This window comes from Shinella sp. HY16 (assembly GCF_028534175.1).
In the GTDB taxonomy this organism is placed as follows: domain Bacteria; phylum Pseudomonadota; class Alphaproteobacteria; order Rhizobiales; family Rhizobiaceae; genus Shinella.
In genome coordinates this window covers 118,150-141,724 of record NZ_JAHYXL010000001.1, presented here as the reverse complement: position 1 = coordinate 141,724, position 23,575 = coordinate 118,150, and the positions used below count along the sequence as shown (strand labels likewise).

Here is a 23,575-nt window from a genome sequence, read left to right as displayed (position 1 = left end):
ATGGGCTGGGGCGCTTGTCCCTGAGGCTTTCGCCTGCTCTGCCCCAGCCTAGAGCCGAGGGATCGGAGGGGAGCGTTATTCCAGTTCGTCCGTGGATCGACTCCTCTCACAGCTTTTCGAGAAACGCAAGAGGCATGCTCTCGATGTCGAAGGAGCGGTTTTTCAGGTCGATCCGAACTTTCGCCTTCGCCATCCGCGACCACTTCACCTGCAAGACAAGGCAGGAAAATCCCGCAAAGGGTCCGCTGACGATCTTCGCCCGATCACCATCGGCAAAGGTTTTGTCCGTGGTGACGCGCGGTGGCTCTATGCCCTCGGCGACCTTCTCGAAGAGCCTAACGTCCTCATCCGCAACAACATGATATCTGGATTCATCGCCGACGATGTCGATCACGTATTTGACCTTCCGGAGCGCATGGAACGCCATGGGTGACGGCACGCACCGAACGAGAAGGTAGCCCGGAAAGAACACGCGATCAGTCTCGAACTTCCGGTCAAACCGAACCTTGATGACGCGTTCCGTCGGCAGGAGCGTCGTGACGTCAGCTTCTGCCAGAAGCTTTTCCACAGCGAATTCCCGTCCTGTGACGATCTGAAGGCAGTACCAGCGGGCATCTTTCGGGTGCCTCTCGACGAGATCGCGGTTTGCCGCGCGCAAAAGCTTGACGGCGATTCGCCGCTTGTCATCAGCTTTTTCCATCGTGCGCAGGACGGCTTCAGCATTCACGCCTCGGCCCATTTCGAACTTATGCTGCATATTCATCCCCTCGCACCTCTCTCACACTTGCCGCGAATTGTTCCAGAGCGTTGAAAACTGCCGCGTCGGGATTATCCTCCCAACCCGAGACGACAGGTGGGAAATGAACCCACTCTGGCGGTCTCGTATCATCGATGAAGGGCCAGCCCCGGCGCTCGTGCTCGCGCCGCCAGGCCGCATAGAGATCGCCATCACGGTGCGCCTGCCTGAACTCCTCGGCGAACGGCAGCAGCTCGGAGAGGCACGGATAGCCTTTCGCGTCGGCTGCGCGCTCATGCATGGTGTTTACGAGTGTCCAGCCGCTCCTGCGGATCTTCTCCCGGTACACCTCCTCGGCGGTTTTCTGGCCCGTCTGGACCTGCCGTTGCTCGAAGCCGGTAAGCCCGCCTATTACCCCGTAAGGCTTCCGGAGCAAGTCGGCGATCCGCTCGGCCATCCAAAGCTTTCCGTATGCTGCGGCGAGCCTCGGCCCTGCCGGCGTCTCTGGCTTGTCAGGCACGCTGCGCCAGAGCCGTTCCGAGAAATACGTCGCTGGCGCAGGAGTGTGAGATTTCTTCTGCGCCTTCAAGAGCGCCAGCCAGGCCTCGAAGCGTTCTGCCGCCTGCCGACGATCGTCGGAAGACAGTTTGAACCATTCCGACAGGGCGTTGCGTTTCGGCATGCCGTCGAAGCCCGGCCACGCCTTCACCAGCTTCCAGAAAGCCCGCTCGATTGTCTTGGGATTATCTTCCCCATGCGCATCGTCGTGCTCGCGCGCTCTCTCAAAAGGTTCAGCATCAGGCGTTAAACAAGAGTCGTTAATAGGTGCCGGTCCAGAACCGGCAGGGGGTGCCGACTCTGGACCGGCAGGGGGTGCCGGTATACCGGCAGGGGTGCCGGTGTGCCGGCAGGGGTTCGAGACGATTTCTTCATTGCCGATAGGACCGAATTCCTCTTCATCCTCGCCGTCCCATGCGGCAATTGCATTGCTCGAAACCTCACGGTCATAGATGACGCGATACCAATGCGCGCTGTCCCGTCCGCTTTCGCTTGGCACCTCGCGGCGCTCTACCGCGCCGATTTCGACGAGGCGCGTGATGGATGCAAAAATCGTGGAGCGGGCGCAGGCAAGCTCCAGCGCCATCTTGACCTGACTGCGTCGGCACCAGCCGTGTTTGCGGCTGGTGTGCCTGCCAAGCATGCACAGGACCTGAAGATCCTTGCCCTTGAGCCGAGGGTCATTAACCACCCAGCCCGGAATAATTGAAAATCGCGCATCGCTCATGGCGCCGCACCCCCGTCGTGCGTCGTTAAATAAGTCGGACATTTTTGTCCGAAGCATGTTGACACTCGGACAAAAATGTCCGAATATGACTTCATTGAAACGGAGGCAGTCATGGACAAGCGAGACCGCTTCATCGCCGAACTCAGGGATGAAGCTAAGGATCGCGGCCTAACCTTCCGGGTCGATAAATCGAAGGGCAAAGGCGGGCATGCAACGGTCTGGATAGGAGACCGCTTCACGACCCTCCCGAGCCGGGAGATCGACCCGAAGACGGCAGCGAAAATAAGGAAGGGACTGGGGCTCACCTGAGCCCCTTTCCTGCCGTCCATGACTGCCCGAACGCGAAACGCAACAGGAGCCTGACTATGCGAACATACTTTTACCCGGCCATATTTGAGTCTACCGAGCGGGAAGGCGGCTTCGTCGTGACCTTCCCGGACGTGCCCGAGGCGATCACCGAAGGTGACGACAGGGCGGAGGCGCGCGAAATGGCGGCGGATGCGCTCGGCGTCATCCTGCTCACCTACCTGGAACATGGCCGTACCTTGCCGCCGCCGTCCGTGGTGCCGGATGCCGAGCTTGTCGCCCCTGATGCGGAGGTGGCGGCTAAGATCGCCGTCATCGAGACGTTTACGGCCAGCGGCATCAGCCGCAGCGAGCTTGCGCGCCGGATTGGCAAAAACGAGAAGGAGGCCCGCCGTATCCTCGACCCGAACACGGCCACCAAGCTGCCCGTCCTCGCCGCCGCGTTGGCGGCAATGGGGCAGCGACTGGTGATAGGACTTGAGGCGGCAGAATGAGCTGAAAATGCCTTGGTGCATCATGTCGCCACATCCGCCTTGATGGCCGGTGTCAACGCCGCGCGCTCCAGAAATGTGGCGAAGCGGGTCTCGACCGCCTGTCGCGCCTTTTCCTGGCTCGTCGCCTTTCCTTCTTCGGGCGAGAGTCGCCCGTTGATCCAAATCCGCCAGCGCCATTTGCCCTCCGGGTGCGCGGGTGAGAAGACCGCGCCAACGCTGACCGTGCCGCAGAGGTATACGAGGCGGGATGGTTGCCAAACCCATTCGAACATCAGGTTGCGCCCTCCTGAACCGCCTTTGCGCGCATATCGAGAATGGTCTGCGCCCGCATGATCTGGATTTCGAGCCGGTCCGCGCCATCCGGGCCGCGCACGGCCTCCAGCGCGATCCGCTCAATGCTCACGTAATCGGCGGCTTCCGGAAAACCGGCAACGTTGAGCCGGTGGCGCAGCGCCAATTCGCTTCGCGCAAGATGCAGGCGAGGGCAGGCGAGCAGGATAGCCACGCGTTCAGCGTGCGTGTTAACTTCGTCGATCTGATCGACAATGGGAAAATGGTCGCTCACGCCGCCTCGCATTTTGCGGCGAGCACCATGTGCACGCCGTCGTTATCGGGAAGACCTATCAACCCCCGGTCCATCATTTCGATGATCAGCGCCTCTGCCACGCTGTCGCGCACGCCGATCTCGCGGCGCAGATCACGGCGCGTGAAGCCGTCCTGTCCGCGCGCCCATTGCTCCGCCATCTCGCGGGCCTCGCTGGCCCGTTCGTCCAGCGTCTTGCGCGGCGTCGTGCGCGTGAAATCCTCTTCCGCGTCCGCAAAGCGGATCGGGTCGACATATCCGCCAAGGCCCGGCGAAAGCGGATCGGCGTCGACATAATCGTTCCAATCGACTCGAATCAGGTGCGGCGGGCCGGAACCGTAGGTCCCGTCGTCGTTCCGTTCCCAGACCAACCAGGCCGTGTTCATCTGGCTGCTGGCCTTGGGGCCGTCCCAGCCGTCGCGGTGCATCATCGGCAGGCGGCGCGTGAAGACGTAGACCCGGCTCGGCGGGCACTCGTCCATGACGAAGCGCCGGTCCGGATTCTCAAAACCGCAGATGAAATTGAGGTTGAGAAGCAGCGCCATTTTGCGCGGACGGTGCTCGCGCAGGGCATGAGCGGCGTAGGCGTTGGCCGGGCCGTAGGGCGGATTCGTCACGATATCCCATCCGCCACCCTCCGCGACGGATCGCATGAAGTTCCCGACGCCCTGGCACTCGCCATGCTGGGTCACAATTCCTCGGTCGATGATGTCGGATATGGCGACCTCATAGCCCGCCGCCTCCAGCGGCCGCAGGATCGCGCCGCGCCCGACGCTCGGCTCGACGATGTTGAGCGCGAAACTCTCCAGCGCCAGGAGCGTCCGCATCGCCTCGATCGGCGTCTCGTAAAGGTCGTCGCCGCGATCGTCCTTTGTCGCGGTTCGCGTTCCCACGGCGTGGCGAAGGCTGGCGCGCGTCGGTTCCAATCCCTGCGCAAGACGGGCCTCAACGATGCGATCCACATAATCCGGCTCAGAAAGAACCTTGTTTCGCAGGTTTCGGGCGTCGTGGAGACGGCGTTTGTCGATCCCAACATCCTCCAACGTAAAACGGTCCGAGCTTTGGACCGTTTCCGGTCGGCCACCGCGCAAGGATATCTGACCCTTGGCCTGCGCCTCGTCGACCGCGTCGGCCATGGCGATATCGCATGCGCTCTCGATCTTCAGCGCCTCGGCCTGCATGCGGCGCGCCTTGTCGACTAGCGCACGCGACGCCTTTACCCGTTCCGCCGAGTTTGCTGCGGCCTTCGCCTCGTCGTAGGCGACAGACGAAATCTTGCGGGCAAGCTTGATATCCCCAGCGTCGAAAAGCGCGCGTGCGTGCTCGACGGCAGCAACAAGCTCCGACATGCCCGCCGATGCGACCGGCAAGGCCTCCTCGCCCGGCGGACTTTCGGGCGGCTGCGCAATTCCGAGAGCATATGCCGCCGGAGTCGGGTACCAGATCGCGCCGTCTTTCTGGTCACGCCGAAGCAAGCCCTTCGCATTCAGCTTCCGGCATTTATTGGCGCTTGGCTCGTTTTCTGACCTGAAAAAGCCGCCAGTGATGGCGGCAGAGAGTATCGTGTGCTGATCAAGGCTGAGGGCCATTAGTGCGCCCTCATCAACTTGAGGCAATATTCGCGCCCTTTGACCGTGATGCGCCATTTATGGATTGCGCCGCGCACGGGCAGGAGATAACCGGCGATGCATGCCTCGCGGAACGCGTCACCGCAACCAGTGACGATACCGGAGCCATTGGTGTTTGCATCGCGCACCAATACGCGCGCGGCGTCGGATAGCTTTTCGATGACCTGCGCCGTGGTGTTCATGAGGCTTCGTCCCCGACGACACGCAACTCTGCCCGAGCACCGCCGCGTGCCTTGATGGCGGCCAAGGCGGCGCGAAGGTCGCTCGCGGCGCGCTCCAGTCCCGCCGCGAGACGGTCCACCGTCTGAGCTTCGGTCGGTGTGACCTGCCCGTCGGCGATGGCGAGTGCCATCCCGTTCGCCAGTTCCGCCGCCTGGCGCATAAGCTCCGCATGGGAGATCATCACGCAGGCATGCTGCGCGCGCTCGTCTTCCGGGTCGGTTAGCCGCCGGCCGTTCGCCTCGGCGAGCACCGCCGTCACCAGCGCCACCCGGCAATCCGATTCAAGGGCGCGCACCGCGCCGATCGGCATCAGGTCGGGGTCTGAAGGGTTGTTCCAGCGGCCGACCTGACTTTTCGAGAAGCCGCTGATCGCTTCGACGCGCAGGATGCCACCGCAACGCTCGATCAGGTCGCGCTGCGCGGCTTTCACACGATAGAGGAACGGGTCGGACACGCAGTTTTCTCCGGAGAATATAATGCATTCCCGCGCCGGGAATTCCGGTCGGGTTTTCCCGTGGCGGGAATGGTGGATTTCGGCGAAAAATCAGGGCGTCAGATCACGGAGGCCCACATGGATAGGCGATCAGAGCAAAGCAGGTCACGGAGAGACTGCCTCCCCATCCACGGCCAACTCTCCAACGGTGGGAATAGGGCGCGGAACATTGCGCGGCCAATCAGCTCCCGCCGGCCAGTTCAAAGAAAACCACGCCATTGCCCTTTCGAAGGTTGCGGTAGTCACGTCTGCTTCACCCATTGCAATTCGATCGAGTGTAGAGCCGCGATTGAGAACCACGGTCGATATCCTTTGACGCCCTATGCGCCGGGCGGCACCAAATGCATCGGATACTGAGATGAGCTGTTCGCGCAATGTCGTCATAGATGCGGAACATACGGAATCTATTCCGCATCGTCAACGGAATAGATTCCGCCTTAACGAATTGTCGAAAGCGGATAAGTTTCCGCGCATGGATGAGACGCTTCAAGATCGAGTTAAAAGACTGCTTGCCGCTTCAGGTAAGTCGCCGCAATCCATCTCTAAGGAGGCGGGACTTCACCGAGATTCGCTCGGAAAGCTACTAAACAACCCTTTGCAAGCGCCCTCGGCAAAAACCTTGAAGGGGCTCGCCAAGGTGTTCGACGTGCCTGAGCAGTGGCTCCTAAATGGAGACGACCACGAGCAAAGAAAAAAACTTATCTCCAGCTTTGATCCAGACGTTGCCGATGACCACGACGCGTCCGACTGGCAGGCCGGCGAACATGTCGTGGCGCATTTTAACGGAGGCTTGCATTACAAAGGTGAAATTAAGGGTGCGTCGCCAGAGATCCAAGCTGCCGCCGGTACCGGACAGGGGCAAATATTGGACGATAGGACAGCATCTGTTCGGAGCGGCGGGATTATTACCGGCCATCCGGTCATCAACGAATGGGTGTTGCCCGCTGAATATGTTCGGCACGGCCTTGGCGCAATACCCAGTCAAATCATCCTTGTGCCCATAGTTGGTCATTCGATGGAGCCCCGGCTATTCGCAGGGGATCGTGTTGTCGTGGACCTATCGCAGAATGTTTATGCAGGGGATGCGATCTACGTAATTAACGACGGGGATGAAGTTATGAAGGCGAAAACCTTGTCGAAAATCTCAGGATCAACTCCGCCACGCTTTCGGATAATCTCGGAGGCTACACCAGACCGATTTGATGAACTCTCCTACGATCAATTTCGCATAATTGGTCGGGTCGTCGGCCGCTTTTCGAGGATGTAGCTTTGACCCCTAAAATTCCTTCGTTTCCGGGCACGGTCACTGAATCTCATCCAGATATTGCAGAAGCGATAGGGGCTATCGTAGAGCGCTGGAATCGAATTGATCACATGCTCTACTATTTATTCAGCCGGATAGCTCGTTGTGGGAACGATTTTGCTTTCGATATTTATCACGATAGCGCAAGCCTACCCGGAAAGTGCAATCTCATGAAGAAGCTGCTGCTTCGCTATCCGGACCATCGCGAGAAGATCGATCTGAAAAAGCTTCTTGAGAATGTTCAAAAGCTGTATGCCGACCGAAATATCCTTCTCCATGGCATGTATCTTGGAGCCCCGAGCAATCCTGTCGTCGTTTCTCCGAGAAATACAAGCATGGAGAAGAAGTTGCGACCAGAGATAGAGCGCCACCTCAGCGCCCTTCATGAAACTTGGGTCGGTCTTGCGCGATTTAGTGTCGACGGTCAAATTGAAGGGATTGAATCAAGTCCATTTTTCACTGATTGCGACGACAGAATGCGCATAAAAGATAGGCAGCGTCCATAATTCCAGCCTCGGAAATTGCGATTTCGCTCCATCGTTCTTCACTGTAGTCGAGTGCACGCAGGCATTTTGTGAGTAGATTGGCAACAGAAAGCACTTCTTCATAGGTTAGATCGATGTTGAATGCCTGCGGCAATGGGCTAGGCTCTCCATCGATAACCACCCACTTCCCGCCCTCATCAAAGTGCAAGAGGCTAACCCCAGTCACCTGGCGTCCAGACCTATTCCAAGGCGCGGGGCTCAATTCTCCGCGAGGTGCAAAGAGTCTGATGGCGTCCGTTTTCAGACTTGGCCCTCTGTTTGTCCAATTGCTGAGGTCGTCCTCAAGAAAGTTTGACATTGTCGATCCTCGTGTTCGTTGCTTGGCGCCTACAATTAGCCCTCGCGTGAGATATCCTCAATGTCATGTGCGGAATTAATTCCGTAATGAGCATTGACACGGAATAGATTCCGCATTTATCTGTAACCCGTTCCTCCCGGACGGGTAGGCCGCCGCTGACTCAGGTCCCCAAATGCGGCGGCGGCCAGCCTCTCCGGTTCAACCTGAACGGAGACACCCCATGCAACACGCATCCGCCATCGCCGTATCGATCCCGCTGGAGATCGCCACCTTCCTGCGCAATCGCGGCGAAGAGGCCGCGACGCTCGAAGACATTGCCGCCGGTATCAACCGCACGGAAGGCGAAGCCTCGAAGCACCTTCCCGAGGCCCGCAAACTCATCCGTCGTATGCAGCGCCGCGCCGCCTGATCGCCATGGCCCTGACCGATCTCATCTACGACCAGCGCCTTTGCCTTCGCCACCCCAAGCCGGTGGCGAAGCGGCCGCAGCATCACTTTCGCATCCGTCTTTCCGATGGATCGCGACACGATGTGCTCGCCGCCAATGCCGATGACGCCCGCCTTTTCGTGCGTCGCCGGAACCAGGGCAAGAAAGTGCTCTATACGCGCCGCATCGGCGGAAAGGTTTGATCCCATGACCGAGTACGAAATTCCGGCCGAGCGGTCGACAGTGTTACGCTTCATCGACCGGCTCGCCTGCATCACACTTATCGTTTGCATACCCGTCGGCGCGGCAATGGCCGTCTGCATTCATCTCGGAATCTGACGATGCAGGACGCGCACCCCGACTGGATGGCCGCGTACGAACGTGACCGGAAGCGGCTTCACGCCGCCTATCGTCGCCAGATGGCTATCGTCCTTCTGGTCGTCGGCGGGTTCCTTGCCATGGCCGTCACGGCGGCGGCGCTCTTCCTTGGCAGGTTGTCATGAGCACCCGCCGGGACCGCATCCGCGCAAAGGTGCTCGCACGCGTCGAGATCGACGAGGCGACAGGTTGCTGGCTTTGGCGCGGCCCGACATCCGGCGAGACCGGGCGGGGCAAAGGCTACCCTCGCATGTCGCTCGATGGCCAGACCGTCGCCGTGCATCTCGTCATGTGGACGAACGAGCACGGTTTCATACCGGGCAAAAAGCAGCTCGATCACCGATGCCGGAACCGGCTCTGCGTGAACCCGGACCCGAAGCATACCGAACTTGTGACGCACAAGGAAAACATGCGCCGCCGTGACCGCGCCTTGCGCGCCAGAACCGGCCAACCAATCTGCGAGGAAGTGCCGTGAGAATGTCAACGACAGAACGATCGGCCGCGTCGAGCGGCGGATATGTGCGCACCGGCTCCCCGAAATACGGTGCGCTGATGCAGAAGGCAGACGCGGCAATCGTCGCGGCGACACTCCTCGCACAGGAGTTCATCAAGCTTCCGCTCCGGATCTCGGAGAGCTGCGCGGCCTCTGTCGTTGATCGCGACGGCCGGCCTGTGCTGACCGTCGATCCGAATGGCGATCTGTCCGACGCCGACGCCCATGCGCAGGCGGCGCTGCTTCTTACGGCCCTGGAAAGCCTGTTCGCAATCGCCGCGTGCGGTTCCACCGAGGAGGCGGGCCATGCGTAAGGTGACTGTTTTCACGCCGTTCAAAATCGACCTGAAGGACTTCAGCAATCCCGATCTGGACTGGCTTTGCGGTGAAGTGCCCTCGCTGCGGGACCGGCTACCGGTGATCGAGGATCAGGGGGAGGTGGAAGTTCCGCTGGCCTTGGTCGATGACGATGAGCTTCTGGCCGAACTGGCAGACCGCGGCCTGAACCGCGGCGAATGGCTGGAGAGAACGTATCGCTATCTGGCTGAGGGCGATGTGGCTGCCGCCATGGACGAGCTGCATCGCGAATTCCAGCTTGCCCCCCCGTCCCACGAGTGCCGGATTGCGGACCTGCTCGCAGGCCTTTCAAACGAGGCGCGCGTCAATGGCTGAGACGTGGTTCACCATTCACCGATCCTCACTTCTGCCGGCGCTGTCACGCGTCGCCGATGCCATGGACACGAAGACGAAGATCCCTATCCTGGCGCACGTCCTGCTCCAGCCGGACGGCGAAACGTTGCGTCTGCGCTGCACCAATCTCGATCTGCAAATCGACGCGGAATGCGAGATGATGGAACCGGCGAGTTTCGCTTCCGTCGCTCTGCCTGTCAGCCGCCTCTCGGCGATTTTGAAGGAGATGCCGGAGAGCGCCGAGATTTCTTTCGGCGCCGGCAGGTTGGGCGATCAGGTCGGCATCCGCTCGGGTCGATCGTCTTTTTCAGTACCGTACCTTCCAGGAAGAGACTTCCCTGAAATGGGTACGCGGCTCTCGGGCGGTTGGATCGAGATCGACGGCTCCAAGCTCGCCGACGCCTTGAAAAAAGCAGCCTACGCCGTCAACAAGGCTGATGATCGCCCCTATCTCTGCGGGTTCTGCCTGCACGAGACGAAGGCAGGGGGCGGCATAGTCGTCGCCGCAACAGACGGGCACTACTTGGTTCAGATCGAGGTGCCCGGCGTCAGCAACGTTGGTTTCCCACCAGTCGAGAATTCCTATCCTCATATCATCTTGCCGCCGATGGGCGCGGACCCTATCCGAAAATTGCTCGACGGAGCGAAACAGGGCGCGCGGCTGGCGGTGAGTGCGGAGAAGATCGCTGTTGCCTATGATGGCGTCGAAATCCAGTCCAAGCTCATAGCCGCAACTTATCCCGGCTACGATCGCCTCATCCCTGCGCGCACAGACCAGACGATTGTGATCGCCCGCGAAGTTCTCGCGTCCAGCGTCCGCCGTGTCGGCGCGATGACCGACGACGCCAAGAATGATGGCATCCGCCTGAAGGTCGTGGACGACCGGCTTCAAATAGACATGTTGACCGAGAAGGGCGGCTTCGCCTCGGACGTCGTGCAGGGCGCGATCAGTGCCCCCAACGGCTTCATCGTCGCGCATTCTGCGCCGCGTCTTGAGAAGACGCTGTCCAACATTCAGTCCGTCGACATCGAGATCAGCCTGACCGACGCGGCGACGGCGGTCGTGATGCGTCCGCTCGACGGTTCCCCCGAGCTCTATCTGCTGACGGCCATGCGGCCTCGCTTCACGGCGGAGTGAGGAATATGGCGGGGCACAAGAGCAATGGCCGAGAACGTCTTCAGTCCGTCTTTCGCAAGGGAGTGAAGGAAGGGCGACGCCTTGAGCGGGCAGACCGCCGCGCGGCGGCAAGTAGTTTGACCGAAATCGTCGCGAAGCTTCGCGACGACATGATCGCATCGCCTTTGAACGACGTTACGGTGATCGACCGCGGTCAACTCGATGCGATCGAAGCTGTCGTTTTTTTTGAGCGCGCCGGCTCCCCCATAAAATCGATCGGGGGCGACCATGGCTAGAACAACCGTCGATCGCTATCTGAAAAACAAGGCTTTCGATCATATTGATCACGCCCTCGGTCGCCCTGTGGATCCGCTTGTCGAGAGCCATCGAAACTATTTCGCGACTGACAAGGACAGCGGGATTGCGAAGGGCTTTGCAGCGTCGCCGTTTTGGGCGCTCAACGGAATTCGTGACGATATGGCCTTCTATCGCGTCACGCCCGCAGGCCGCGAGGCGCTTGTAAAGCACCTGAAGGAGATAGGCGATAAGCACCGGCTGTATGACGTGACCTATCAAGGTCAGACCCAAAGCATCGTAGCTATTTCAGCCAGCAAGGCGAAATACCGCATCTGGCTCGATATCTCAGATTGCTTCTGCGACCTGACATTCGGGGCCTTCACCCGGCAGGCCAGCGTCCGCCTTGCGGCAACCACCAGCAAATCATCAGGAGTTTCCCAAAATGACTGACCACGTACTCAAGTGGCTTCCGTCCGCCTATCAGGACGAGGTCATACCGGAAACGCAGACCACGCCGGACGGCTTTCTGCGCAACGATCCAGAACATGGATGGATCATGCTGCCGCCAGAGGAGGAGGTCGATCCGGAAAGCTTCTATTTTACGAAGATGGAGCCCGGCCAGGTGGTCCGGTTCGATGCTACGGAATTCTACGGCCACTACTCGCTACAGGTTCGCGAGAACCGGACATATGAGGTCGGCGCCACGATCCCCGCAAAGGCGAACTGCTTCGTAGTTGATCACGACATCTACACCTTGCAGGACACGCTCGCCTCGCTCGTCAACAGCGACGACAGCTTCGACACGCCACTTTCGCCAGGAGAGTACACGCTGACCGCCTATTGGTGGTCAGAGAAGCCGTCCCTCTTCCGCTTCGAACTAGACGCCGATGGAAACGGGCGGTTCACCCCTTGCGCAGGGGAGAACTGACCATGGTCTCCATAACCACGGAGGGCGGCAATGCCAGCAGCGATTCCGCTTAAGCGTTCGGAAATGAAGCGTCTCGCCGACTTCGCAAAGCGCGAGGGCGTACGGGCGGAAGTCGAATTCAACGGCTTCATTTTCCGCGTAGCGCCAGATCATGCGCCAGCAAAGGTTGACGACAGTGAGGAATCCGCGCTTGCTCGTGAACTCGCGGAGTTCGATAGGAAACATGGTTACAGTTGAGTACAAAGGCCTTCATATCGTGAAGGCGAAGGGAAAAACCTACTATTACGCATGGCGCGGCGGCCCGCGGATCAATGCAGAACCAGGCACGCCCGGATTTCAGAAGGCCTATGCTGAAGCCGTCGAGAGCACCAGGATACCTGACGAGACGAAATTCTCGGCGCTGATCACACTCTACAAGCGCAGCGACGAATATAAGAAGCTTGCGGATAGCACCAAGAAAAACTGGTCAGGCTGGCTGGACCGCATCGACGAGCACTTCGGCCTTCTCCGAATCAAGCATTTTGATCAGCCCGAGGCTATCCGGCCTCGTATTCGCAAGTGGCGCGGGACATACGCAGCCACCCCCCGCGCAGCAGACTACGGCATGCAGGTTCTTTCGCGCATCCTCTCCTATGCGGTCGATCCCCTCGCCAAGATCGGCACGAACCCATGTGAAGGCATCGGCCGGATCTACTCCGCCAACCGCGCCGCCATCATCTGGGAGGCTGACGAAATGGCACAAGTCCTAAGCGCGTGCTCCACCGAAGCAAAATTCGCCGTCCGCCTCGCGGCCTTGACCGGATTGCGGGCTGGCGATCTCTTTCGGCTGTCCTGGTCGCACGTCGGCGAGAACGCGATCATCATGACGACGGGCAAAAGCCGGCACACCCGTGAGGTCGTTGTACCGATCTATGGCGAGCTGCGCGAGCTTCTCACAGAGATCCCGCGTCAATCACCCGTCGTTCTGACGAATAGTCGAAAACGCCCCTGGACCGTCAACGGATTTGCATCGGTTTTCAATAAAGCCAAGACGGATGCGAAGCTCGACGAGCGGGATTTACACTTCCACGATCTCCGCGGAACGGCGGCAACGAAATTCTACAGCGCCGGCCTGGACAAGCGTGTCATCGCTGAAATTTTGGGCTGGGAAGAGGACCACGTCGACAAGATTATTCGTCGCTACGTCGGCCGCAACGCTGCAACCGAAGCGGTTATCCGAAAACTCGACGAGGCCAGAAGCAGAACAGAAGCTGTAAAACTTGCTGTAAAACCGCACGAAAAAGGATCTGCATGAATGTCGCGCAATGCCCTGAGAAACCGGGCTGGAGCGGGTAGCGGGAATCGAACCCGCGCGTTCAGCTTGGGAAGCTGACAGGCTACCATTACATCATACCCGCAAGGCAGCGCGACGGCGCAGTCATTCAACAGTTCGCCGGACGTGTCAAGCGAGGGTGCGGAGAAGCGTCGGCCAGCCGGCCGATTTCATGCTGCGCCGCGATGCCGGGCCGCTATCGCTCCAACCAGCCTGTGTTAGGGTGCCGCGGCGACCCGCCCACCGCGACAAGACAGGACACGATGATCAAGTTCAAGACCTCCACCGGAACCGTCTCGGTCGACAACTGGGGCTACGAATTGCAGGGGCTGAACGGCAATGCCCTCGACCCCACCCTGCTCGCTTCGGCAACGCACGACCTCCTGGTAATGGATGCCTCGCGCGACGGAACCGATGCCGGACGGTTTTCCGCCGACGACCTCACCCGGATGAAGGACGGCATGGGCGGGCGCTCCGTCGTCGTCTCCTATACCTCGATCGGCGAAGCCTCCGATTTCCGCGACTACTGGCGTGACGGCTGGACGACCACGGGCATCGCAACGGGCAAACTGACCGACAAGGCACCCGACTGGCTGGGACCGGTCAATCCGGACTGGCCGGAAAGCCGCAAGGTCCGCTACTGGGATAGCGACTGGCAGAAGATCATCTTCAACGACAAGAAGACCGGCGAGGTGGACGCCATCGTCAAGGCCGGCTTCGACGCGGCCTATCTCGATATCGTCGACGGCTATTATTTCTGGGGTGCGGAAGTCTCGGCCAAGGACCGCGAAGCGGGCGATCCGAAGACCGTCAAGCAGGCGGCGCAACGCATGGTGGATTTCATCGTCGCGCTGACAGACCACGCGCGCGAGACGAATCCCGATTTCTTCGTGATCCCGCAGAACGGCGCCTGGATCCTCAACGATCTCGGGTCCGACACTGCGCGCAAAAAAGCCTATCTCGACGCCATCGGCGGCATTGCGGTGGAGGACCTCTACTTTCGCGGCGACAAGGACGAGAACAATACGCTCCGTCCGGACGAGGAGACCATCGCGATCCTCAAACGCGATTTTCTCGACAAGGGCAAGCCGGTCTTCGTCGTCGATTACATCAACGGCGAAAAGCGGGTCGCCGACTTCAACAAACTGGCGCTGGAGGATGGCTTCATTCCCTTCGCCTCGCCCGATCGCGATCTCGACCGGCTGGTCGGCACCCATGACGGCGACCCGGCCTACATCAAACCCTCGGCGAAGGCCGATGTGCTGCGCGGCTCCAAGCTCGCAGACACGATCCATGCGCTGGCGGGCGACGACAGGATCGACGGCCGGACCGGAAACGACTCGCTCTATGGCGGTGCAGGCAGGGACACGCTGACGGGTGGGGCTGGCGCGGACCAGCTCAAGGGTGGTGCCGGGGCCGATATTTTCGTCTTCAAGTCCATCAAGGAGACGACGGTCGCCGCCTCCGGGCGCGATACCGTCCTCGATTTTTCCCGGAAGGACGGCGACAGGATCGACCTGAAGGCTATCGATGCCAACACGAAATCCGGCAGCGACCAGGCGTTTGCCTTCATCGGCGCGCAGGCGTTCCACAAGAAGGCGGGCGAGTTGCGCTATGAGGCGAAGGGCGGCGACACCTTTCTCTCCGGCGATGTTGATGGAGACGGCAAGGCGGACTTTTCCATCCGGTTCAATGCCACCCTCGCCTTCGCGAAGGGCGATTTCATCCTCTAACCCTTTGCCAGCCGGTCGTCCGAACGCTCGATCAGTTTCGGCATGATGAGGGTCTGCAGCGCCTCGGGCGCTTCGCCCTCCATGCGGCGCAGGATGTAGTTGCCGAGCATTTCGCTCGGCTCGTGGATCGGCAGGAAGTAGGTGGTGATCGGCGGCGCGAAATACTGGCTGACATTGAGGTCGTCGGTCGCGTTGATGACGGCATCGCGGCCGTGCACGAGGCCGCGCGCGTGGAAACCGGAAAAGGCGCCGAGGGCGGAGGCTTCGTTGGCGCAGATATAGGCGGTCGGCGGGTCCGCCAGCTCGGACATGTGCAGCACGTTCTCGCGGCCGAAGGCGGGGGTCAGGTGGCCGTGCGCGATGAGCGCGGGATCGAAGGCGAGGCCGGCGGTTTCCAGCGCCTGACGATAGGCTTGCAGGCGCGTCATCGCGTAGCTGAGTTCGGCCATCGGGTTGATCAGCGCAATGCGGCGGTGGCCGCGCTCGGCAAGACGCGCGACGGAGTGGCGGATCATCTGCTCGTTGTCGGCGTCGACATAGGCATGCGGCGCGTTGCGGATCGTCGTGCCGTAGGTGACGAAGGGGAAATCCGCATCCTGCATGATGCGCACGCGCGGGTCGTCGGCGCGAGTACCGGAGACGATGATGCCGTCGGCCTTCTTCAGCGAGACGATCTGCTGGATGGTCGCAAGGCTTTCCTCGAAATTGCGCACGGCATAGAGCGAGACGCGGTAGGGGCTTTCCTCCAGCGCCCAGGAGATGCCGCTGAGGAGCTGGGCGTATTCGACGCCTTCCCATTCGTTCTGCTTGGGGCCGGGCGCGGTCATGATGGCGGCGACCTGGTAGGTCTTTCCGGTGCGCAGCTGCACGCCATGCATGTTGAGCTGGTAGCCGACGCGCTCGGCGGCGGCGACGACGATGGCGCGGGTTTCCGGCCGCACCTGCGGGCTGTCGTTCAGCGCCTTCGATACGGTGGCGATCGAAAGGCCCGTTTCCTGCGCGATGGTCTTGATCGTCGGTCTTTGCATCGCGTCTCGGCTCGCTACGGCTGGTCCTGGCTGAGGGAGGCGGCGAGGAGAATATAGGCGGCGGATGTCCAGGCGAACGCCCGGTCCCGCAAGCCCCTCCCCGACCGGGCATCGAAGTTCTCGGCCATACCGTTTTTGGAGGCAAGAGAACAGAACTTTTCCGCGATCGTCGTCGCGAGTTCCATTTCCCCTTGCCGGCGAAGGCCATCCCAGAGGAGCAGCGTCGTCGGCGCCCAGATGGGGCCGCGCCAATAGCCGTCGTCCTCGTAGAGTGGGCTTTTCGGGCTTTCCGTCGCCGGCCCCCATTCGGTGATGAAACCACCGTCCGTTAGCCGGGCAAGGAGTTTTTGTACGATCGCGCGCGGCAGGCGGTCGCCGAGGAGAAGCGGCATGAACTGGATGAGGTTCTGGTCGGGCAGCACGCGCTGCGGATCGTCGGCGAGCCGGGCGCAAAACGTTTCGCCGGTCCAGAGGGTTTTGATCAGCAGGTTTTTCAAACCTTCCGCCTTCGCCCGCCAGGCGGCGGCGCGGACAGGCTCGTCTTCCAGAAGGGTGGAGAGCGTGTCGCAGGCGAGGATCAGAAAGGTCGGCAGATCGGGAGAGACGACGGGGCCGCCCTCGGCGAAGAAGGTGGCGTTGTCCCAGCCGCTATCGTTGCCGTGGAAATAGCCCGGCAGGTTTCCTTCGCCGGCGCGGGCGTGGGTGAGCCAGTAGTCGACCTGTTTTCCGATTTTGTCCCTGAGATAGGTTTTGCGTTCGGGCGTCAGGAAGCCGGGATGTTCGGCCTCGATCAGCGAGACGGCCCAGCCGTGCACCGGCGGCTTGGTGAAGGCGAAGAGCACGTCACGGTCGTTGATGTAATCGGGCAGCAAGCCGGAGGCATCCTGATGGTCGAAGATGACGGCGAGCTGGTCAAAGGCGAGGCTTGCATCGGCTCCCGCGACGCCGAGCGCGGAAAAGGCGTTGTCCCAGCTCCAGATGTTGATCATGTGGTTCTTGGACATGTAGATCGCCGGCCGCGTCAGCACGCCGCCGGCCGGCACGCCATTCGCCCAGAGCAGGTAACTGGCGAGACGGTGCGCCTCCCCCTGCCCGGCGAGGGCTATTGGCATGCGCGTGCGCCAGCCGGCAAAATCCGCCGATGCGCCCGCCAGCGCATCCCCATAGCGTCCCGGATGCTCCGTGCACGGCACCGTGCGGAAGAAATCGACGCTGGCCTCGAAGGTTTTGCCGGAGAAGGAAAAGCTCACCTTTTCCGAATGGTCGCGCTGCCAGGCGCCGGTGACGTCGAGCGTACCCGTGACGGTGCGCGGGATGAATTTGACGTTTTCGACGGCCGCGACGAGGCACTGTTCGCCCTGCGGCGTGCGGTAGACGTAATCGTAACGCGAGCCTTCGAGGTGGAAGCGCACACCGGCCGCGACGCCGGCGACGTGTAGCCGCTCGCCCTCACCGATGACGAAGGCGACTTCGCCTTTGCCGATCCGCGCGACAAGCTTTTCAGGCGCGAGTTCGAAGATCGGCGTCGCCGGGTTGCCGGCCGCATCGAAAAACGCCACCCGGCAGAGGCGGCCGAGCGAGGGACGCTCGTCGCCGCCAGTGACAAAGCGGAGGTAAAGGGCACGTTCACCCTCGCCACCCGGTACCGCCATCATCGACAGGGTGAGGAAACGGCCCTTCCGGCTGAACGGGATATGGTCGATGTCGAAGAGCATCGTCACCCCTTGACCGAGGAGCCGACGGCGCCGTCCATGATGTAGCGCTGCGCCAGGAAGAACAGGGCGAGCGGCGGCAGGCAGAGCACGACGGTGATCGCCGCGATCGATGTCACGTCCACCTCATGCAGGCCCTTGAACATGGAGAGGCCGAGGGTGAGCGTGTACATGGACTGGTCGTTTAGGAAGATCAGCGGGCCGAGATAGTCGTTCCAGGCATTCATGAAGTGGAACGTGCCGACCAACACCAGCGCCGGCATCATCAGCGGCAGGTGAATGCGCCAATAGATATCGAAGGCATTGGCCCCGTCCATGCGCGCGGCCTCGTCGATTTCGACCGGTACCGTCATGATGTACTGGCGCAGCAGGAAGACGAAGAAGGCATCGGCGAAATAGGCGGGCACGATGAGCGGCTTCAACGTGTTGATCCAGCCGAGCAGGTTGAACTCCATGTAGAGCGGGATCATCTTCACATCCCACGGGATCATCATGGTGGCGAGCAGCAGGATGAACAGCGGATCACGGCCGGGGAACCGAAAGCGCGCGAAACCGTAGGCGACGAGCGACGACGAGATGAGCTGGCCGATGGTGGAGAAGGTGACGACGATCAGCGAGTTCGTGAGGTACGTGCCAAAGGGCTGCTTGTTCCAGGCGATGAAGAAGTTTTCAAAGTGCCATTCGGAGGGCCAGAAGACCGGCGGGAACTGGTAAAGGTCCGCCTGACTTTTGACGGCCGTCATGAAGGTCCAGTAGAAGGGCGCGATGAACAGCGCCGACAGCAGGATCAGCGCGGAGTAGAGCAGCGTCTTACGCATCGCGGTCGCCTCCCTTCACTTCGCCCTCGTAATAGACCCAGGCCGAGGACCAGCGCATGACGAGCAGGCTCAGCACCAGCACGATGAGGAACATCACCCAGGAGCCGGCGGCGGCATAGCCCATGTCGAAATACTTGAAGGCGTTGTCGTAGATATACATGGCGAAGAAATAGGTGGAGCCGAGCGGGCCGCCCTTGGTCATCAAAAGCGCGATCGTCAGTTGCTGGAAGGCGGCGATGATCGAGGTGATGAAGGTGAAGAGCAGCATGGGACCGAGCATCGGCAAAGTGATGAACAGCATCTGTGCCCAGCCCGGCACGCCGGAGACGGTCGCCGCCTCGTAAAGCTCCTTGGGAATGGCCTTCAGGCCCGTCAGCAGGATCAGCATGGTGCCGCCGAACCCCCAGAGGCTGGCGATGATGATGGCGACGATGGCAAGGCCAGGTTCGCCGAGCCAGTTCGGCCCGTCCACGCCGACGAGCGACAGCATGAAGTTCAGGAGACCATATTCGCGACTGTAGATCCAGCTCCAGATCGTCACCAGCGCGACGCCGGAAATGACGCTCGGGAGGTAGAAGGCCGTCCGGAAGAAGCCGCTGGCAAAGGTCGCGTGATGCAGCATCAGCGCGACGAGGAAGGACATGACGATGTTGAAGGGCACGTAGATCGCGGCAAACTTCACCGTGATCCAGAGGCTTTCCCAGAATTGCGGGTCGTCGAACAGCATCGTCCGGTAGTTGTCGAAGCCGATGAAGGTGCGCTCGCCGACGACCGGCCAGTCATGAAAACTCATGGTGAGCGAGAAGAGCAGCGGGCCAAGGGTAAAAAACAGAAAACCCAGGATCCACGGGGAAATGAACAGATAGGCCGTCAGATGGCGCGAGAAGGTGGATCGCCGTTTCTGCACGACCTCGGGTACGGTTGTAGCAATGGTCACGTTTCACTCCCCCAGGATTTCGCTTTGGAACGAAAAGGGCGCCTTCTGCCCCTTCTCCCGGTAGAGAGAAGGGGACAGCAAGGAGGCGGGATTACTTCAGGAAACGTTGCGAGCGCTTCACGGCGTCGTCGAGATGCGCCTTGGCGTTGCCCTGGTCGATCATCGTCGCCTCGATGGCGCGGGCGAGGTTGTCCTGCACCTTGCCCCAGTTCCGGCTCTTCAGGAAGGCGTGTGTCTCGGTGTTGGAAGTCGCGAGGATATCGAAGAACGGCTTGTAGACCGGGTCCTTGGTCATGCCCTTCCCTTCCGCCACGCTGGTGCGGACCGGAAGGTCATTGGTGCGCATGGCAACCGCCTCCGGCGAGGAGAAGAACTTGACGAACTCCCAGGCAAGATCCGGCTGCTTGGCATCCTTCGCGATCGACATGGCCGAAACACCGAGCGCCGAATGGGCCGGCTTGTCGCCGAATTTTGGCAACGGCGCGACACCGTAGCTGAAGCCGGCGGAATCGATACCCGACTTCGACCACATGGCACTCTGGAACATGGCGATCTTGCCACCCTTGAAGAGCGTATCGCCGGACGTGTCGTCACCCACATGCAGCGTGGCAGCCTCTTCCTTCTTCGCCATGTCGCCGAACATGTCGAGCACCTGAACCGCCGCTTCGCTGTTCATGTTGCCATCGATCGTCTTGCCGTCGTCAGAGATGTACTTCGTGCCGTTCGACCAGAGGAACTGTTCGAAATCATAGGGATCCGGCTTCGCGTCGACCGCAAAGCCGTAGACCTTGTTCTCCTTGTTGCGGAACTTCGCCGCCTTGGCGCGCAGATCGTCCCAGGTCCAGCCGTCCTTCGGCTCTTCGACACCCGCCGCCTTGAACATGTCCTTGTTGTAGAACACGACCTGGGTCGTGAAACCCGCCGGCATGCCATAGGTCTTGCCCTCGACGCGGGTCGTGTTCATCAGACCTTGCGGAATGTCGTCCGGCTTGATCTCGGCGGCGTCCCTGGCGATCAGATCGTCGAGCGGCATCAGCGACGTGTAGTATTGCGGGAAGTTCCACATATACATGACGTCGGGCGGGCTGCCCGCGCCGAAGGCAGCGACGAGCTTCTGGTCGTAGCCATCGGCATAGGGCTCAACCTGCACCTTCACGCCCGGATGCTTCTCCTCGAACTTCTTCGCGATGGCCTGCTGGATGGCAAGGCTCTCGTCGGAATCCCAGGTCGCGAAGCGCAGCACGTCTTCGGCATGCGCCGACACGCTGCCCGCCAACAGGAAGGCAGCCAGCGAACCGGCGATGACTGTCGTGTTCTTCCTCATTCCATTTCCTCCTTTGGCAGGTCAGGCGACCCGCTTCCCCTTTTCGTTGACGATGAGCGCCTCGGTCTCCGCATCGAGGCGGCGGTGCACTGCCCGGCCTTCCGCGTCGAACAGGTAGCAATGCTGCGGCGGCAGGCAGAGATGGACCGTTTCGCCGTTGGCGACCGGATGCGTGCCGCGCACCACCGCCGTCATGTCGCGGCCGTCCTCGAGGCTCAGATGGACGTGGCTTTCCGTACCGAGCCGCTCGACGAGGCGCACAGTGCCGGCAAGCTCCCCTTCACTGGCCGGGACGATCTCGATCCTGTCCGGCCGGATGCCGAGCGTGACCTTGCCGGCAATCGCCGGGGTGGCGTCGGCTTCGAAGACGACCGGCTGCTTCAGGCCGCCGCCCGACAGCGTGATGTGCGTGCCTTCCTGCCCCGCGACCTCCGCCTCCACGAAATTCATGCGCGGCGAGCCGATGAAGCCGGCGACAAAGAGGTTGGCGGGCTGATAAAACAGCTCCAGAGGCGTGCCGAACTGGCTGACCTTGCCCTTGTCGAGCACGACGACACGATCGGAGAGCGTCATCGCCTCGACCTGGTCATGCGTCACATAGATCATCGTTGCGCCGAGACGGGCATGCAGCGCGGCAAGCTCGACGCGCATGGTGACGCGCAGGCCCGCATCGAGGTTCGACAGCGGCTCGTCGAGCAGGAAGAGTTTCGGCTCGCGCACGATGGCGCGACCGATGGCGACACGCTGGCGCTGACCGCCGGAGAGCTGGCGCGGCTTGCGGGCCAGCAGCTCCTTGATGCGAAGGATATCCGCGGCGCCTTCGACGCGGCGGTCGATCTCGTCACGCTTCATGCCGTTCAGCGCGAGACCGAAGGAGAGGTTTTTCCGCACGTTCATATGCGGGTAGAGCGCATAATTCTGGAAAACCATGGCGATGTCGCGCTTGGCGGAAGGCACATGGGTGATATCGCGCTCGCCGAGGCGGATGGCGCCGCCATCCAGCTCCTCGAGACCGGCAATGGAGCGCAGCAACGTGCTCTTGCCGCAGCCCGAGGGGCCGAGGAAACAGACGAATTCACCATCGGCGATTTCAAGGTCGATACCCTTCAGCACCTCCAGAGCGCCAAAACCTTTTCGGAGATTTTCGATGCGGATCGATGCCAACGGCGTCCTCCCTGTCGGCGAAACGTCCGGGCTCCCCAGCCCTTGTTAAACGTTTATATCATAATAAAAACGTTTAACTTAATTTGTAAAGCAGAAAATGAAATGCGAGAAACACCCTGCCGGACCGATGGTCACGGCAGGGCGCCGGCCACGATACGACCGGCGCAAGCTCTTGTGAAATTGGCGTTATCCGACGCGGAAATGCTTCGACAGCTTCAGGCCCTGCGCCTGATAGTTTGAGCCGAGGCCGGAACCGTAGAGGCCTTCGGGCGCACCCAGCATGTGCTCGTAGACGAGGCGGCCGACGATCTGACCGTGCTCCAGGATGAAGGGCACTTCATGGCTGCGCACTTCCAAGACGGCGCGGCTGCCGGAGCCGCCCGCCGGGGCATGACCGAAGCCGGGATCGAAGAAGCCGGCATAATGGACGCGGAATTCGCCGACGAGCGGATCGAAGGGGGTCATTTCGGCGGCATAGAGCGGCGGGACGTGAACGGCCTCGCGGGAGACGAGGATATAGAACTCGTCGGGATCGAGGATCAGTTCGTTGCGGCCGCGGCTGAACAGCGGCTCCCAGAAATCGAAGATGTCATGCTGGTTCTTGCGGTCGACATCGACGACGGACGTGTGGTGCTTGCCGCGATAGCCGATGAGCCCGTCCGGGCCGGTGCCCTTGAGGTCGATGGAAAGCGCGATGCCGCCGCCGGAGACGTTCGGCGTCTCGCTGGCGACAAGCGTGTCCGTGCCGTGGAGGGCGAGCAGCTCGCTTTCACCGAGCAGGGCATTGCCCTTGCGAAAGCGTACCTGCGACAGACGCGAACCGCGACGCACGACGATGGGGAAGGTGCGTGGTGAGATCTCGAGATAGAGCGGGCCGGAATAGCCGGCTGGAATCTTGTCGAATTCCTGCGCGCGATCGGTGATGACGCGGGTGAAGATGTCGAGGCGGCCGGTGGAGCTCTTCGGATTGGCGGAAGCCGCCAGTTCCGCCGGCAGGTCGAGGCTTTCCATCAGCGGCACGATATAGACGCAACCCGTCTCCAGCACCGCGCCGTCGGTGAGGTCGATGACGTGCAGCTGCAGCCGGTCGAGCTTGTCGGCAACGAGGTGGGACGGCCCCGGCAGGAAACTCGCCCGGACGCGAAAAGCCCTTGCGCCGAGCCGCAGGTCGAGACTTGCAGGCTGGATCTGGTCGTCATCCAGCGCAGCCTCGCTCTTCAGCCGGCCACTTTCGAACAAGCCGCGAATGGCGCTGTCCGCCAGAATGCCCGTGCTGCGCGTTGCAGAACCACTCATCGTCATACCGTCCCGTCACAGCAGCGGG

General features: G+C 61.1%; 32 protein-coding genes and 1 tRNA gene. 18 read left to right on the top strand and 15 right to left on the bottom strand.

Annotation, left to right across the window (positions count from 1 at the left end):
* Positions 1 to 106: 106 nt before the first annotated feature.
* Both nusG and K0P03_RS00725 read right to left on the bottom strand, forming a co-directional pair.
* A complete protein-coding gene (nusG, locus tag K0P03_RS00730; protein WP_272788636.1) occupies positions 107 to 757 on the bottom strand; it encodes a transcription termination/antitermination protein NusG in 651 nt (216 codons plus the stop codon).
* On the bottom strand, positions 747 to 2,021 hold the full coding sequence (locus K0P03_RS00725) for a hypothetical protein (protein WP_272788635.1): 1,275 nt from the start codon (positions 2,019 to 2,021) through the stop codon (positions 747 to 749). The genes nusG and K0P03_RS00725 overlap by 11 nt, the downstream gene beginning before the upstream one ends.
* Positions 2,022 to 2,132: 111 nt before the next feature.
* Between K0P03_RS00725 and K0P03_RS00720 the strand changes: the two genes are divergently transcribed.
* Together K0P03_RS00720 and K0P03_RS00715 are read left to right on the top strand one after the other, a co-directional pair.
* Positions 2,133 to 2,330: a hypothetical protein gene (locus K0P03_RS00720; RefSeq protein WP_272788634.1), complete on the top strand. Its 198-nt coding sequence runs from the start codon at positions 2,133 to 2,135 to the stop codon at positions 2,328 to 2,330.
* Positions 2,331 to 2,386: 56 nt separating this feature from the next.
* A complete protein-coding gene (locus tag K0P03_RS00715; RefSeq protein WP_272788633.1) occupies positions 2,387 to 2,821 on the top strand; it encodes a type II toxin-antitoxin system HicB family antitoxin in 435 nt (144 codons plus the stop codon).
* Between the two features lie 20 nt (positions 2,822 to 2,841).
* Here the strand turns inward: K0P03_RS00715 and K0P03_RS00710 are convergent, their stop codons facing one another.
* The 5 genes from K0P03_RS00710 to K0P03_RS00690 all read right to left on the bottom strand — a co-directional run bounded on the left by K0P03_RS00710 (position 2,842) and on the right by K0P03_RS00690 (position 5,708).
* A complete protein-coding gene (locus K0P03_RS00710; protein WP_272788632.1) occupies positions 2,842 to 3,093 on the bottom strand; it encodes a hypothetical protein in 252 nt (83 codons plus the stop codon).
* Entirely contained in the window at positions 3,093 to 3,386 is a 294-nt protein-coding gene (locus tag K0P03_RS00705) for a hypothetical protein (RefSeq protein WP_272788631.1), read from the bottom strand. Before K0P03_RS00705 ends, K0P03_RS00710 begins: the two co-directional genes overlap by 1 nt.
* Positions 3,383 to 4,774 carry a hypothetical protein gene (locus K0P03_RS00700; protein ID WP_272788630.1) on the bottom strand — a complete coding sequence of 464 codons (1,392 nt, stop codon included), beginning with the start codon at positions 4,772 to 4,774 and terminating at the stop codon, positions 3,383 to 3,385. Before K0P03_RS00700 ends, K0P03_RS00705 begins: the two co-directional genes overlap by 4 nt.
* Before the next feature lie 218 nt (positions 4,775 to 4,992).
* A complete protein-coding gene (locus tag K0P03_RS00695) occupies positions 4,993 to 5,214 on the bottom strand; it encodes a hypothetical protein (protein WP_272788629.1) in 222 nt (73 codons plus the stop codon).
* On the bottom strand, positions 5,211 to 5,708 hold the full coding sequence (locus K0P03_RS00690; RefSeq protein WP_272788628.1) for a hypothetical protein: 498 nt from the start codon (positions 5,706 to 5,708) through the stop codon (positions 5,211 to 5,213). The genes K0P03_RS00695 and K0P03_RS00690 overlap by 4 nt, the downstream gene beginning before the upstream one ends.
* Positions 5,709 to 6,105: 397 nt before the next feature.
* Here K0P03_RS00690 and K0P03_RS00685 point away from each other — a divergent pair, with 397 nt between their 5' ends.
* From K0P03_RS00685 to K0P03_RS00615, 15 genes are all read left to right on the top strand, one after another.
* Positions 6,106 to 7,014, top strand: coding sequence for an XRE family transcriptional regulator (locus K0P03_RS00685; RefSeq protein ID WP_272788627.1), 909 nt, complete (start codon positions 6,106 to 6,108; stop codon positions 7,012 to 7,014).
* 2 nt (positions 7,015 to 7,016) lie between these two features.
* Positions 7,017 to 7,556, top strand: a complete 540-nt coding sequence (locus tag K0P03_RS00680) for a hypothetical protein (RefSeq protein WP_272788626.1) — start codon at positions 7,017 to 7,019, stop codon at positions 7,554 to 7,556.
* A 557-nt stretch (positions 7,557 to 8,113) separates the two neighbouring features.
* Positions 8,114 to 8,302, top strand: coding sequence for a hypothetical protein (locus tag K0P03_RS00675; protein ID WP_272788625.1), 189 nt, complete (start codon positions 8,114 to 8,116; stop codon positions 8,300 to 8,302).
* Between the two features lie 5 nt (positions 8,303 to 8,307).
* Positions 8,308 to 8,523, top strand: a complete 216-nt coding sequence (locus K0P03_RS00670; RefSeq protein ID WP_272788624.1) for a hypothetical protein — start codon at positions 8,308 to 8,310, stop codon at positions 8,521 to 8,523.
* Between the two features lie 4 nt (positions 8,524 to 8,527).
* Positions 8,528 to 8,659, top strand: coding sequence for a hypothetical protein (locus K0P03_RS00665; RefSeq protein ID WP_272788623.1), 132 nt, complete (start codon positions 8,528 to 8,530; stop codon positions 8,657 to 8,659).
* A 2-nt stretch (positions 8,660 to 8,661) separates the two neighbouring features.
* The gene (locus K0P03_RS00660; protein WP_272788622.1) at positions 8,662 to 8,823 is read left to right on the top strand and encodes a hypothetical protein; all 162 of its coding nucleotides are present in this window, start codon (positions 8,662 to 8,664) and stop codon (positions 8,821 to 8,823) included.
* Positions 8,820 to 9,173, top strand: a complete 354-nt coding sequence (locus K0P03_RS00655) for an HNH endonuclease signature motif containing protein (RefSeq protein ID WP_272788621.1) — start codon at positions 8,820 to 8,822, stop codon at positions 9,171 to 9,173. Before K0P03_RS00660 ends, K0P03_RS00655 begins: the two co-directional genes overlap by 4 nt.
* A 2-nt stretch (positions 9,174 to 9,175) precedes the next feature.
* Entirely contained in the window at positions 9,176 to 9,505 is a 330-nt protein-coding gene (locus K0P03_RS00650; RefSeq protein ID WP_272788620.1) for a hypothetical protein, read from the top strand.
* Positions 9,498 to 9,863 carry a hypothetical protein gene (locus K0P03_RS00645; RefSeq protein WP_272788619.1) on the top strand — a complete coding sequence of 122 codons (366 nt, stop codon included), beginning with the start codon at positions 9,498 to 9,500 and terminating at the stop codon, positions 9,861 to 9,863. The genes K0P03_RS00650 and K0P03_RS00645 overlap by 8 nt, the downstream gene beginning before the upstream one ends.
* Positions 9,856 to 11,019: a DNA polymerase III subunit beta gene (gene dnaN, locus K0P03_RS00640; RefSeq protein ID WP_272788618.1), complete on the top strand. Its 1,164-nt coding sequence runs from the start codon at positions 9,856 to 9,858 to the stop codon at positions 11,017 to 11,019. Before K0P03_RS00645 ends, dnaN begins: the two co-directional genes overlap by 8 nt.
* Positions 11,020 to 11,024: 5 nt before the next feature.
* Complete coding sequence (locus K0P03_RS00635; protein WP_272788617.1) at positions 11,025 to 11,294, top strand: hypothetical protein; 270 nt, start codon at positions 11,025 to 11,027, stop codon at positions 11,292 to 11,294.
* Positions 11,287 to 11,745: a hypothetical protein gene (locus tag K0P03_RS00630; RefSeq protein WP_272788616.1), complete on the top strand. Its 459-nt coding sequence runs from the start codon at positions 11,287 to 11,289 to the stop codon at positions 11,743 to 11,745. The genes K0P03_RS00635 and K0P03_RS00630 overlap by 8 nt, the downstream gene beginning before the upstream one ends.
* Complete coding sequence (locus tag K0P03_RS00625) at positions 11,738 to 12,223, top strand: hypothetical protein (protein ID WP_272788615.1); 486 nt, start codon at positions 11,738 to 11,740, stop codon at positions 12,221 to 12,223. The genes K0P03_RS00630 and K0P03_RS00625 overlap by 8 nt, the downstream gene beginning before the upstream one ends.
* A 30-nt stretch (positions 12,224 to 12,253) precedes the next feature.
* Positions 12,254 to 12,460 carry a hypothetical protein gene (locus K0P03_RS00620; protein ID WP_272788614.1) on the top strand — a complete coding sequence of 69 codons (207 nt, stop codon included), beginning with the start codon at positions 12,254 to 12,256 and terminating at the stop codon, positions 12,458 to 12,460.
* Entirely contained in the window at positions 12,447 to 13,517 is a 1,071-nt protein-coding gene (locus tag K0P03_RS00615) for a tyrosine-type recombinase/integrase (protein ID WP_272788613.1), read from the top strand. The genes K0P03_RS00620 and K0P03_RS00615 overlap by 14 nt, the downstream gene beginning before the upstream one ends.
* Positions 13,518 to 13,546: 29 nt before the next feature.
* Here the strand turns inward: K0P03_RS00615 and K0P03_RS00610 are convergent.
* A tRNA-Gly gene (locus K0P03_RS00610) sits at positions 13,547 to 13,620 on the bottom strand.
* Positions 13,621 to 13,798: 178 nt separating this feature from the next.
* Between K0P03_RS00610 and K0P03_RS00605 the strand changes: the two genes are divergently transcribed.
* Complete coding sequence (locus K0P03_RS00605; RefSeq protein ID WP_272788612.1) at positions 13,799 to 15,268, top strand: MJ1477/TM1410 family putative glycoside hydrolase; 1,470 nt, start codon at positions 13,799 to 13,801, stop codon at positions 15,266 to 15,268.
* On the opposite strand, the gene K0P03_RS00600 is transcribed toward K0P03_RS00605, so the two are convergent.
* The 7 genes from K0P03_RS00600 to K0P03_RS00570 all read right to left on the bottom strand — a co-directional run bounded on the left by K0P03_RS00600 (position 15,265) and on the right by K0P03_RS00570 (position 23,547).
* Positions 15,265 to 16,296, bottom strand: coding sequence for a LacI family DNA-binding transcriptional regulator (locus K0P03_RS00600; protein WP_130516443.1), 1,032 nt, complete (start codon positions 16,294 to 16,296; stop codon positions 15,265 to 15,267). The genes K0P03_RS00605 and K0P03_RS00600 overlap by 4 nt on opposite strands.
* 14 nt (positions 16,297 to 16,310) lie before the next feature.
* The gene (locus K0P03_RS00595) at positions 16,311 to 18,011 is read right to left on the bottom strand and encodes an amylo-alpha-1,6-glucosidase (protein ID WP_272788611.1); all 1,701 of its coding nucleotides are present in this window, start codon (positions 18,009 to 18,011) and stop codon (positions 16,311 to 16,313) included.
* Between the two features lie 2 nt (positions 18,012 to 18,013).
* The gene (locus tag K0P03_RS00590) at positions 18,014 to 18,826 is read right to left on the bottom strand and encodes a carbohydrate ABC transporter permease (protein ID WP_024270204.1); all 813 of its coding nucleotides are present in this window, start codon (positions 18,824 to 18,826) and stop codon (positions 18,014 to 18,016) included.
* Entirely contained in the window at positions 18,819 to 19,763 is a 945-nt protein-coding gene (locus tag K0P03_RS00585; RefSeq protein ID WP_272788610.1) for a carbohydrate ABC transporter permease, read from the bottom strand. The genes K0P03_RS00590 and K0P03_RS00585 overlap by 8 nt, the downstream gene beginning before the upstream one ends.
* A gap of 91 nt (positions 19,764 to 19,854) precedes the next feature.
* On the bottom strand, positions 19,855 to 21,087 hold the full coding sequence (locus K0P03_RS00580) for an ABC transporter substrate-binding protein (RefSeq protein WP_272788609.1): 1,233 nt from the start codon (positions 21,085 to 21,087) through the stop codon (positions 19,855 to 19,857).
* Between the two features lie 21 nt (positions 21,088 to 21,108).
* Positions 21,109 to 22,251, bottom strand: a complete 1,143-nt coding sequence (locus tag K0P03_RS00575; protein ID WP_050742602.1) for an ABC transporter ATP-binding protein — start codon at positions 22,249 to 22,251, stop codon at positions 21,109 to 21,111.
* Positions 22,252 to 22,437: 186 nt separating this feature from the next.
* Complete coding sequence (locus K0P03_RS00570) at positions 22,438 to 23,547, bottom strand: 2'-deoxycytidine 5'-triphosphate deaminase (RefSeq protein WP_272788608.1); 1,110 nt, start codon at positions 23,545 to 23,547, stop codon at positions 22,438 to 22,440.
* Positions 23,548 to 23,575: the final 28 nt, after the last annotated feature.

Bases quoted from the DNA above. Each gene is read 5' to 3' on its own strand.
- nusG (WP_272788636.1), bottom strand. From the start codon at position 757: ATGCAGCATAAGTTCGAAATGGGCCGAGGCGTGAATGCTGAAGCCGTC.
- K0P03_RS00725 (WP_272788635.1), bottom strand. From the start codon at position 2,021: ATGAGCGATGCGCGATTTTCAATTATTCCGGGCTGGGTGGTTAATGAC.
- K0P03_RS00720 (WP_272788634.1), top strand. From the start codon at position 2,133: ATGGACAAGCGAGACCGCTTCATCGCCGAACTCAGGGATGAAGCTAAG.
- K0P03_RS00715 (WP_272788633.1), top strand. From the start codon at position 2,387: ATGCGAACATACTTTTACCCGGCCATATTTGAGTCTACCGAGCGGGAA.
- K0P03_RS00710 (WP_272788632.1), bottom strand. From the start codon at position 3,093: ATGTTCGAATGGGTTTGGCAACCATCCCGCCTCGTATACCTCTGCGGC.
- K0P03_RS00695 (WP_272788629.1), bottom strand. From the start codon at position 5,214: ATGAACACCACGGCGCAGGTCATCGAAAAGCTATCCGACGCCGCGCGC.
- K0P03_RS00685 (WP_272788627.1), top strand. From the start codon at position 6,106: ATGAGCTGTTCGCGCAATGTCGTCATAGATGCGGAACATACGGAATCT.
- K0P03_RS00675 (WP_272788625.1), top strand. From the start codon at position 8,114: ATGCAACACGCATCCGCCATCGCCGTATCGATCCCGCTGGAGATCGCC.
- K0P03_RS00670 (WP_272788624.1), top strand. From the start codon at position 8,308: ATGGCCCTGACCGATCTCATCTACGACCAGCGCCTTTGCCTTCGCCAC.
- K0P03_RS00665 (WP_272788623.1), top strand. From the start codon at position 8,528: ATGACCGAGTACGAAATTCCGGCCGAGCGGTCGACAGTGTTACGCTTC.
- K0P03_RS00660 (WP_272788622.1), top strand. From the start codon at position 8,662: ATGCAGGACGCGCACCCCGACTGGATGGCCGCGTACGAACGTGACCGG.
- K0P03_RS00655 (WP_272788621.1), top strand. From the start codon at position 8,820: ATGAGCACCCGCCGGGACCGCATCCGCGCAAAGGTGCTCGCACGCGTC.
- K0P03_RS00650 (WP_272788620.1), top strand. From the start codon at position 9,176: ATGTCAACGACAGAACGATCGGCCGCGTCGAGCGGCGGATATGTGCGC.
- K0P03_RS00645 (WP_272788619.1), top strand. From the start codon at position 9,498: ATGCGTAAGGTGACTGTTTTCACGCCGTTCAAAATCGACCTGAAGGAC.
- dnaN (WP_272788618.1), top strand. From the start codon at position 9,856: ATGGCTGAGACGTGGTTCACCATTCACCGATCCTCACTTCTGCCGGCG.
- K0P03_RS00635 (WP_272788617.1), top strand. From the start codon at position 11,025: ATGGCGGGGCACAAGAGCAATGGCCGAGAACGTCTTCAGTCCGTCTTT.
- K0P03_RS00630 (WP_272788616.1), top strand. From the start codon at position 11,287: ATGGCTAGAACAACCGTCGATCGCTATCTGAAAAACAAGGCTTTCGAT.
- K0P03_RS00625 (WP_272788615.1), top strand. From the start codon at position 11,738: ATGACTGACCACGTACTCAAGTGGCTTCCGTCCGCCTATCAGGACGAG.
- K0P03_RS00620 (WP_272788614.1), top strand. From the start codon at position 12,254: ATGCCAGCAGCGATTCCGCTTAAGCGTTCGGAAATGAAGCGTCTCGCC.
- K0P03_RS00615 (WP_272788613.1), top strand. From the start codon at position 12,447: ATGGTTACAGTTGAGTACAAAGGCCTTCATATCGTGAAGGCGAAGGGA.
- K0P03_RS00605 (WP_272788612.1), top strand. From the start codon at position 13,799: ATGATCAAGTTCAAGACCTCCACCGGAACCGTCTCGGTCGACAACTGG.
- K0P03_RS00600 (WP_130516443.1), bottom strand. From the start codon at position 16,296: ATGCAAAGACCGACGATCAAGACCATCGCGCAGGAAACGGGCCTTTCG.
- K0P03_RS00595 (WP_272788611.1), bottom strand. From the start codon at position 18,011: ATGCTCTTCGACATCGACCATATCCCGTTCAGCCGGAAGGGCCGTTTC.
- K0P03_RS00590 (WP_024270204.1), bottom strand. From the start codon at position 18,826: ATGCGTAAGACGCTGCTCTACTCCGCGCTGATCCTGCTGTCGGCGCTG.
- K0P03_RS00580 (WP_272788609.1), bottom strand. From the start codon at position 21,087: ATGAGGAAGAACACGACAGTCATCGCCGGTTCGCTGGCTGCCTTCCTG.
- K0P03_RS00570 (WP_272788608.1), bottom strand. From the start codon at position 23,547: ATGAGTGGTTCTGCAACGCGCAGCACGGGCATTCTGGCGGACAGCGCC.